Raw genomic sequence first — 7,288 nt, 5'->3', positions numbered from 1 at the left:
CACGATCTTGGCGAGCGTGCCTTCGTCGACAGCTTCGACCTCCATCGTCGCCTTGTCGGTCTCGATCTCGGCGATGACGTCACCGGCGACGACCTTGTCGCCTTCGTTCTTCAACCATTTGGAAAGATTGCCCTCTTCCATCGTCGGCGAGAGCGCGGGCATGAGAATTTCGATCGGCATGTCCTTGCCCTCTCCTCAGAGTACGATGTCGGTCCAGAGCTCGGACGGATCCGGCTCGGCGTCGTGCTGGGCGAATTCAGCGGCGTCGGCGACGATGTCGCGGACGTCCTTGTCGATGGCCTTGAGCTCGTCCTCGCTTGCCCATTTCTTGTCCATCAACCGCGCCTTGACCTGCTCGATCGGATCGTGCTCGGAGCGCATCTTCTGCACTTCTTCCTTGGAGCGGTACTTTGCGGGATCGGACATCGAATGACCGCGATAGCGGTAGGTCTGCATTTCGAGGATAAGCGGGCCGTTGCCGGCGCGGCACCATTCGGTGGCGAGATCGGCGGCCGACTTCACGGCGCGGACGTCCATGCCGTCGACCTGGATGCCGGGGATCTTGAAGGAAGCGCCGCGATGCGAGAAGTCGGTCTCGGCCGACGAGCGCGACACAGACGTGCCCATGGCGTAGCGGTTGTTCTCGATGATGTAGATCACCGGCAGCTTCCACAGCGAGGCCATGTTGAAGCTTTCATAGACCTGGCCCTGGTTGGCGGCGCCGTCGCCGAAATAGGTCAGCGAAACATTCTTGTTGTCGCGGTAGCGGTTGGCAAAGGCGAGACCGGTGCCGAGCGACACCTGCGCGCCGACGATGCCGTGGCCACCATAGAAATGCTTCTCCTTGGAGAACATGTGCATGGAGCCGCCCTTGCCCTTCGACAGGCCGCCGCGGCGCCCGGTGAGCTCGGCCATGACGCCGCGCGGCGACAGGTCCATCGCCAGCATATGGCCGTGGTCGCGATAGGCGGTGATCATCTGGTCGCCTTCGATCAGCGCCATCTTCATGCCGGTGACGACAGCTTCCTGGCCGATATAGAGGTGGCAGAAGCCGCCGATGAAGCCCATGCCGTAGAGCTGGCCGGCCTTTTCCTCGAAGCGGCGGATCAAGAGCATATGCCTATAGGCGGAAAGCTCGTCTTCCTTGGTGAAATCGGCCGGCTTGGGCGCTGACAGATTATGCTGTTTGTCGGATCTGGATTTGGCGGGCGCTTTTTTGGCGGCGGTGGCCATGCGTCACTCCCTGTTGGCGTCTCTTTGCGGACATTTGGGGAGATCGATCGCCTCCCCACCGATTTGCGGGAAGCTAACACGCAAGGATGCATTGCGCCATGCTGAAAAATGCATGGCTGGCATGCATCTAAGCGATTAAAATCATTGAAAATAAAGACGATTAACCGGAATTCAGTTATTTCGTCGGGGTGGGCAACATGATGGTGATTTCGTCGGGGTGGGAGAGATTGAGCGCCTTTCGGGCCTGCTCGTCAAGCATATCCTTCTCCAGCGTGCCTTCATGCATCAACTGGACCCGGCGCTCGAAGTCGATCCGCCGCGCCTTGACGGCATCGAGCTGCGCCTGCAATTCGACCGTCCGGGCCTCGAGCCGATATTTGGAATAGATGCCGAATTCGCCGTGATAGGCATGGAAGCCGAAATAGGCCAGGAAGAGCACGCAGAGCGAGGGGATGATCAGCCTGCCGGTGTTTCTCTGCTTGTGCTGACGTGTCCACATAACCCGAACCCTCGCGGCCGCGAACGCAAGCGGCCATGAGTCCTATTTCGCCCGATTGTGCTTAATGGACGGTTACGGGCGACCTGTCGCAGGACCGCCTGAAACGAAAAAGGGCGGGAATGCCCCGCCCTTTTCAAACCGTCCGAACAGGCCGGATCAGCTCTTGACCACCGACTTGCCGGCGTAACGCGCCTGCTTGCCAAGCTCTTCCTCGATGCGGATAAGCTGGTTGTACTTGGCCATGCGGTCCGAACGCGACAGCGAGCCGGTCTTGATCTGCCCGCAATTGGTGGCGACCGCGAGGTCGGCAATGGTCGAATCCTCGGTCTCGCCCGAGCGATGCGACATGACGGCGGTGTAACCGGCCTTATGCGCGGTCTCGACTGCGTCGAGCGTCTCGGTCAGCGAGCCGATCTGGTTGACCTTAACCAGGATCGAGTTGGCGACGCCCATGCGGATGCCGTCGCGCAGCCGCGCCGTGTTGGTGACGAAGAGGTCGTCGCCGACGAGCTGGATCTTCTTGCCGATCAGGTCGGTCAGGATCTTCCAGCCTTCCCAGTCGTCCTCGGCAAGGCCGTCCTCGATGGTGATGATCGGATAGTCGGCAGCCAGCTTGGCGAGATACTTGGCCTGCGCCTTCGGATCGCGGGTCTTCTTCTCGCCTTCATAGACATAGTTGCCGTCCTTGAAGAACTCGGTCGCCGCGCAGTCGAGCCCAAGCGCGACATCCTCGCCCGGCTTGAAGCCGGCCTTCTCGATCGATTCCATGATGAAATCCAGCGCTGCGGGCGCGCTCTTCAGGTTGGGAGCAAAGCCGCCCTCGTCGCCGACATTGGTGTTGTGGCCGGCGTCCTTGAGCTTCTTGCGCAGCGTGTGGAAGATTTCCGAACCCCAGCGCACGCCTTCGCGCAGCGTCGGCGCGCCGACCGGCAGGATCATGAATTCCTGGAAATCGATCGGATTGTCGGCATGCGCGCCGCCATTGATGATGTTCATCATCGGCACCGGCAGGATGTGCGCCCTGGTGCCGCCGACATAGCGGTAGAGCGGCAGGCCCGCAGCTTCCGCCGCAGCCTTGGCGACCGCCAGCGAAACGCCGAGGATGGCGTTGGCGCCCAGTCGGCTCTTGTTCGGCGTTCCGTCGAGTTCGATCATCGTCTGGTCGATATGGATCTGGTTCTCGGCTTCCATGCCGCCGATCGCCTCGAACAGCTCGCCATTTACCGCTTCCACGGCGCGCTGGACGCCCTTGCCAAGATAGCGCGGCCCGCCGTCACGCAGCTCGACTGCCTCATGCGCGCCGGTCGATGCGCCCGAGGGCACAGCGGCGCGGCCCATCGAGCCGTCTTCCAGAACCACGTCGACCTCGACGGTCGGATTGCCACGGCTGTCCAGGATTTCACGCCCGACAATGTCGATGATGGCGGTCATTTGCGATGTCCCCGATTGATCGATTGAAGCGTCGCGCCCCTCTTAGCCAAAGCGGAGCAAAAGGCAATCGGCGGGGCCGCAATTATTGCCGCGGGCGAGAGTCACGAAGCGCAAATTTCTGTCATCATAAGTCATGCGCGCCGCAAGGCCTTCTCATCTATGGTCGCGTTCGCGCGGGGCGAAACAGGAGGAGTTTCGCCATGTCCCAGTTGAGCGGTATCGTGAGTTTGTTCCTGATCGCCGCGGCGTTCCTGACGTCGTGCGACGACCAGAAACCCCAGCAAAGCTCGGTAGAATTATCGACCCTCCAAGCGGCGCCGTAGTTCAAAACACCAAAGGCCTCCGGGTTTTACCCGGAGGCCTTTGGTGTTAGTGCGCCTATTCAGCGGTCAATGCCAATAGGGCTCCACATGGTAATACTGGAATGAGGCATCGCGAGCGGCTTCGCCGTCGGCGCCGGTCAGTTCCTCGATCGAGTATGCGGGCGCGGCCTGCAGCTGCTCCTTGGTGAATGGCACGATGTAACCGCCTTGATCCTTGTCATAGTCGAGGGTCGCCCACGGGACCGCGTGGTACTTCTCGCCCATGCCGAGGAAGCCGCCGAAGCCGATCACGGCGAACATGATGCCGTTCGACATCTTGTCGAGCATCACGTCCTCGATGCTGCCGATGCTCTTGCCTTCGGTGTTGTAGACAGACGTGCCGATGACGCGCGAGGCGGCAATGGCTGCGGTGTGCCCGGACGGGGTGGTCATGGTGGTGCTCCTCTTTGTCGTTCCGATATGGTGACAATGAGGGGCGCGGACGAAGGTTCCGGCTTGCTGCCTAGAACGGGTCGCCGTTTCGCGGAACGGCGACCCGTTCTATTTCTTTGTTTTGACGCAATTCCGGACGGAAGCCTACGGCGAAGGCGCCGAGCCTGACCGCTGACACTTTTCCTGTCATTGCTCTAGTTGTCGGTGAGGATGAAGGTGACCTTCATGTTGACCCGGTAAGCGGCGATCTTGCCGTCCTCGACGACGATCTTCTGGTCCTGGATCCAGGCGCCCTCGACGTTCTTCAGGGTCTTTGCGGCGCGTGCGATGCCCTTCTCGATGGCATCCTGAAAGCTCTTCTTGGACGACGACGTGATTTCGGTGACGCGGGCAACGGACATGGCTTCCTCCTGCCAAGACGCTCAGTTACGAAAACGAGCGTAGCGCCGGCTCGGTGCAACCACAAGCCGGCGCGGGATTCGCTAGAGCCGGCTGGAATCAGAGGCCTTTGGCGATGCGGTCGAAGGCCATCAGCTTTTCCAACAGCGCCGGCATGTCCTTGAGAGGCACCATGTTGGGGCCGTCCGAAGACGTCGAATTGTCGGGGTCCCGATGGGTTTCGATGAAGACGCCGGCGACGCCGACGGCAACGGCCGCGCTTGCGAGTGTCGCGACGAAGCGCCGCTCGCCGCCCGAGGAGCCGCCCTGCCCGCCCGGCTGCTGCACCGAATGGGTGGCGTCGAAGATCACCGGGGCGCCGATCTCGGCCATGATCGGCAGCGCGCGCATGTCCGAGACCAGCGTGTTGTAGCCGAAGGAGGCGCCGCGCTCGGTGGTCAGCACATTCGGATTGCCGGAACCGGTGATCTTGGCGACCACGTTCTTCATGTCCCAGGGCGCGAGGAACTGCCCCTTCTTCACATTGATGACCTTGCCGGTCTTGGCTGCGGCGACCAGCATGTCGGTCTGGCGCGACAGGAAGGCCGGGATCTGCAGGACATCGACATGGGGTGCGACGATCGCGCACTGCTCCTCGGTGTGGACGTCAGTCAGCACCGGGAGCCCAAACTCGCTGCGCAGATCGTCGAAGATCGGCATCGCCGCATCGAGCCCCGCGCCGCGCGTCGCCGACAGCGAGGTGCGGTTGGCCTTGTCGTAGCTGGTCTTGTAGACGAGGCCGATGCCCAGGCGTTGCGTCAACTCCTTCAGCGCGCCGGCCATGTCGAAAGCATGCTGGCGCGATTCAAGCTGGCACGGGCCGGCGATCAGCGACAGCGGCGCATTGTTGGCGAAGACGACCTTGCCGACGGTTACCGATGCATTGGGCGCCAGGGGCTTGCTCATGGGATCTCCCGGAAGATGAAGGCGGCACCCTGCCCGGGCGCCGGCGCAACGACGATATTATCGCCGCTCATGTTGTGATCGACAGCGCCTGCCGCAAGCGCGCGTATGGCCGAAGCTTTGTCGCGGACCGAGAAAACAACCGCCTCGAACCGCAAATGCGACGAGGACTTGGCCGTCAGGCCGAAGCGCCGCACGTAAGTTTCAGGCGTGACGACGCTCAGGATTGCATTCGGCAGCCGCACCGTGTCGCCCGCCCCAAGCTCGTCGGCAATTGCGTCGGCGGCGATCGAGACCAGCCCGATCTGCGCGGCGGGGGCGTCGCTGACCGCGACCACTTCGACGATGCCGGTCACGCCATTGGCGTGCGCCTGAAGCGCCGTGCGATCGATCTTCGGCGCGTTGACGCGCTCGCAGGCAAAGAGGAAGGCGTCCGACGCCTCCTTGCCGGCCGCGAAGGCCAGCCTGAACGATGCCGTATCGCTCTTGCCGTTCGTATCGGTGAAGGCGCGTGAAAAACCCAGCATCTCGCCAGCCGACAGGCCGGCTTCGACAAAGCGCCTATGGTCGGCATCGGCGCTGCCGGTTCCAAGCACGACGGCGGAAAAACCTTCATCGCCCAGCCGCTCGCGATAAAGGCGGTCACGCGCTACGAAGACATTGCCGGCCGCGATCGCCTGTCCTGCTGCCTGTTCACTTCCTACCGCCAGTGGCTCGAGATAAGTGCCGTCGGCGAAAAAGACGCAGGCATTCTCCGTGCCGAAGGGGTGGATGCCCTTGGGCGCGACGACAAAGCCGAGCGAGGCCAGACGCGACCGTACGGAATCGAGGCTTCCGGTCGGCAGCACGAGATGGTCAAGCGGATGGGCGGAGCTTATGGTCATGCCGGGGCGGTGTGCCCCATTCCGGCCGGCTGTTCAAGAGCGCGGAGCCGACGAAGCCTTGCCGGTTCAGGCCGCCGCCACGACATCGGCCGAATAGCGCAGTTCGCGCAGCGGCTTCACCCTGCTGGTCGTGTCGGCATAGATGGGATCTGCCTTGTAGGCGGCAAGCGCCGCCTCGTCCTCGAACTCGGCATAGACGACGACATCGATCGCGTTGGAGAACAGATCGACCTTGGTGTTGAGCGTCACCTCGAAATGCTTCGAGTGTGGAATCTTGCCAAGCGCCAGCAAGCCCGAGCGCACCGCCTCGACATCTTCCCTGCGCCGCACGCTGAAGAAAACGATGTGCCGGATCAAGCCAGCCTCCCTTGTTTTCGATTCAGCGGTGTTTCTGTGGGAGCAATGCCCAGGCGTCAACCGGCAACGATGTCGCGCCCGCGATGCGAAACCGGCGGGACCTTACCCGGTGACGTAGCGCACGATGCGCGACATTTCCCGCACGGTCACGTCGAGGTAATGGCCGCGATTGTAGAGGCCGTCCCAGAACAGGAAGAAGGTGATGGCGGCGATGACGATCACATAACGCATGGCTAAAACTATCGCATGTGAACGGCCGGAACCAGAGTGGCGGCGAGAGCGATTGGTCCAGTTCACCGATTTTTGCCTGAGGCCGCGTTCCGTCAGCGACCGCTTTGCTGGAAGACGCCCAGCCTATGGGGTGCGAAGCCGCACGCTTGTGAGGCGACGTGATGAAACCGCGATCGGGCATCGGGCATTTTTGCTGCCAGCCGATACGAGCGCGACGTTCCGAAGCGCCGGCCGGCCAGGCAACAGGAGGCCTCCATGAAGCGCGCCATCATTGCAACAGCGCTGGCGCTTGCCGCAATCCCGGCCAGCGCCGCTCCAAGAATATCCCGGCCAACGGTCACCAACGACCCGTTGGGCGCAAACACCACCGCGACACTGACGCCGGGTGTGGGCGACCTGATCAACAATGTGCCGACCTCGTCGATCACGGCGGTCCATCACCCGAAGGGCATGGCGCCGTTGACGGTACCCAGCGATCCGCTCGGCACATCGATCCAGCCGGTGTTTCCGGGACCGCTCACCACGCCCGCGACGACCAGCGCGCCATAGCCAAATCG

12 protein-coding genes are annotated in these 7,288 nt (G+C 62.3%); 2 read left to right on the top strand and 10 right to left on the bottom strand.

The window, feature by feature from the left end:
- The 4 genes from FJ471_RS10290 to eno all read right to left on the bottom strand — a co-directional run.
- On the bottom strand, positions 1 to 180 hold a 180-nt coding region (locus FJ471_RS10290; RefSeq protein WP_348643328.1), incomplete at its 3' end, for a biotin/lipoyl-containing protein.
- A 15-nt stretch (positions 181 to 195) separates the two neighbouring features.
- Complete coding sequence (pdhA, locus tag FJ471_RS10285) at positions 196 to 1,233, bottom strand: pyruvate dehydrogenase (acetyl-transferring) E1 component subunit alpha (RefSeq protein WP_140803038.1); 1,038 nt, start codon at positions 1,231 to 1,233, stop codon at positions 196 to 198.
- Positions 1,234 to 1,408: 175 nt separating this feature from the next.
- A complete protein-coding gene (locus FJ471_RS10280) occupies positions 1,409 to 1,732 on the bottom strand; it encodes a septum formation initiator family protein (RefSeq protein WP_140803037.1) in 324 nt (107 codons plus the stop codon).
- 156 nt (positions 1,733 to 1,888) lie between these two features.
- Positions 1,889 to 3,163: a phosphopyruvate hydratase gene (gene eno / locus FJ471_RS10275; RefSeq protein WP_140803036.1), complete on the bottom strand. Its 1,275-nt coding sequence runs from the start codon at positions 3,161 to 3,163 to the stop codon at positions 1,889 to 1,891.
- 200 nt (positions 3,164 to 3,363) lie between these two features.
- On the opposite strand from eno, the gene FJ471_RS35550 reads away from it, so the two are divergent.
- Positions 3,364 to 3,486, top strand: coding sequence for a hypothetical protein (locus FJ471_RS35550; RefSeq protein WP_281408522.1), 123 nt, complete (start codon positions 3,364 to 3,366; stop codon positions 3,484 to 3,486).
- A gap of 66 nt (positions 3,487 to 3,552) precedes the next feature.
- Here the strand turns inward: FJ471_RS35550 and FJ471_RS10270 are convergent, their stop codons facing one another.
- The 6 genes from FJ471_RS10270 to FJ471_RS35545 all read right to left on the bottom strand — a co-directional run bounded on the left by FJ471_RS10270 (position 3,553) and on the right by FJ471_RS35545 (position 6,731).
- The gene (locus tag FJ471_RS10270; RefSeq protein ID WP_140803035.1) at positions 3,553 to 3,918 is read right to left on the bottom strand and encodes a PRC-barrel domain-containing protein; all 366 of its coding nucleotides are present in this window, start codon (positions 3,916 to 3,918) and stop codon (positions 3,553 to 3,555) included.
- 194 nt (positions 3,919 to 4,112) lie between these two features.
- Positions 4,113 to 4,319: a dodecin family protein gene (locus FJ471_RS10265; RefSeq protein ID WP_112099570.1), complete on the bottom strand. Its 207-nt coding sequence runs from the start codon at positions 4,317 to 4,319 to the stop codon at positions 4,113 to 4,115.
- 97 nt (positions 4,320 to 4,416) lie between these two features.
- Complete coding sequence (kdsA, locus tag FJ471_RS10260; RefSeq protein WP_140803034.1) at positions 4,417 to 5,262, bottom strand: 3-deoxy-8-phosphooctulonate synthase; 846 nt, start codon at positions 5,260 to 5,262, stop codon at positions 4,417 to 4,419.
- Positions 5,259 to 6,143 carry a VOC family protein gene (locus FJ471_RS10255; RefSeq protein ID WP_140803033.1) on the bottom strand — a complete coding sequence of 295 codons (885 nt, stop codon included), beginning with the start codon at positions 6,141 to 6,143 and terminating at the stop codon, positions 5,259 to 5,261. The genes kdsA and FJ471_RS10255 overlap by 4 nt, the downstream gene beginning before the upstream one ends.
- Before the next feature lie 66 nt (positions 6,144 to 6,209).
- The gene (locus tag FJ471_RS10250; protein WP_140803032.1) at positions 6,210 to 6,500 is read right to left on the bottom strand and encodes a Dabb family protein; all 291 of its coding nucleotides are present in this window, start codon (positions 6,498 to 6,500) and stop codon (positions 6,210 to 6,212) included.
- Positions 6,501 to 6,602: 102 nt separating this feature from the next.
- Complete coding sequence (locus tag FJ471_RS35545; protein WP_263497950.1) at positions 6,603 to 6,731, bottom strand: hypothetical protein; 129 nt, start codon at positions 6,729 to 6,731, stop codon at positions 6,603 to 6,605.
- Between the two features lie 255 nt (positions 6,732 to 6,986).
- Between FJ471_RS35545 and FJ471_RS10245 the strand changes: the two genes are divergently transcribed.
- A complete protein-coding gene (locus FJ471_RS10245) occupies positions 6,987 to 7,280 on the top strand; it encodes a hypothetical protein (RefSeq protein ID WP_140803031.1) in 294 nt (97 codons plus the stop codon).
- Positions 7,281 to 7,288 lie beyond the last annotated feature (8 nt).

It is taken from the genome of Mesorhizobium sp. B2-7-1 (genome assembly GCF_006440735.1).
Classification (GTDB): domain Bacteria; phylum Pseudomonadota; class Alphaproteobacteria; order Rhizobiales; family Rhizobiaceae; genus Mesorhizobium.
The sequence above is the reverse complement of the archived record's forward strand: the minus strand, read 5'-3'. Positions and strand labels throughout refer to the sequence as shown.

Bases quoted from the DNA above. Each gene is read 5' to 3' on its own strand.
- pdhA (WP_140803038.1), bottom strand. From the start codon at position 1,233: ATGGCCACCGCCGCCAAAAAAGCGCCCGCCAAATCCAGATCCGACAAA.
- FJ471_RS10280 (WP_140803037.1), bottom strand. From the start codon at position 1,732: ATGTGGACACGTCAGCACAAGCAGAGAAACACCGGCAGGCTGATCATC.
- eno (WP_140803036.1), bottom strand. From the start codon at position 3,163: ATGACCGCCATCATCGACATTGTCGGGCGTGAAATCCTGGACAGCCGT.
- FJ471_RS35550 (WP_281408522.1), top strand. From the start codon at position 3,364: ATGTCCCAGTTGAGCGGTATCGTGAGTTTGTTCCTGATCGCCGCGGCG.
- FJ471_RS10270 (WP_140803035.1), bottom strand. From the start codon at position 3,918: ATGACCACCCCGTCCGGGCACACCGCAGCCATTGCCGCCTCGCGCGTC.
- FJ471_RS10265 (WP_112099570.1), bottom strand. From the start codon at position 4,319: ATGTCCGTTGCCCGCGTCACCGAAATCACGTCGTCGTCCAAGAAGAGC.
- kdsA (WP_140803034.1), bottom strand. From the start codon at position 5,262: ATGAGCAAGCCCCTGGCGCCCAATGCATCGGTAACCGTCGGCAAGGTC.
- FJ471_RS10255 (WP_140803033.1), bottom strand. From the start codon at position 6,143: ATGACCATAAGCTCCGCCCATCCGCTTGACCATCTCGTGCTGCCGACC.
- FJ471_RS35545 (WP_263497950.1), bottom strand. From the start codon at position 6,731: ATGCGTTATGTGATCGTCATCGCCGCCATCACCTTCTTCCTGTTCTGG.
- FJ471_RS10245 (WP_140803031.1), top strand. From the start codon at position 6,987: ATGAAGCGCGCCATCATTGCAACAGCGCTGGCGCTTGCCGCAATCCCG.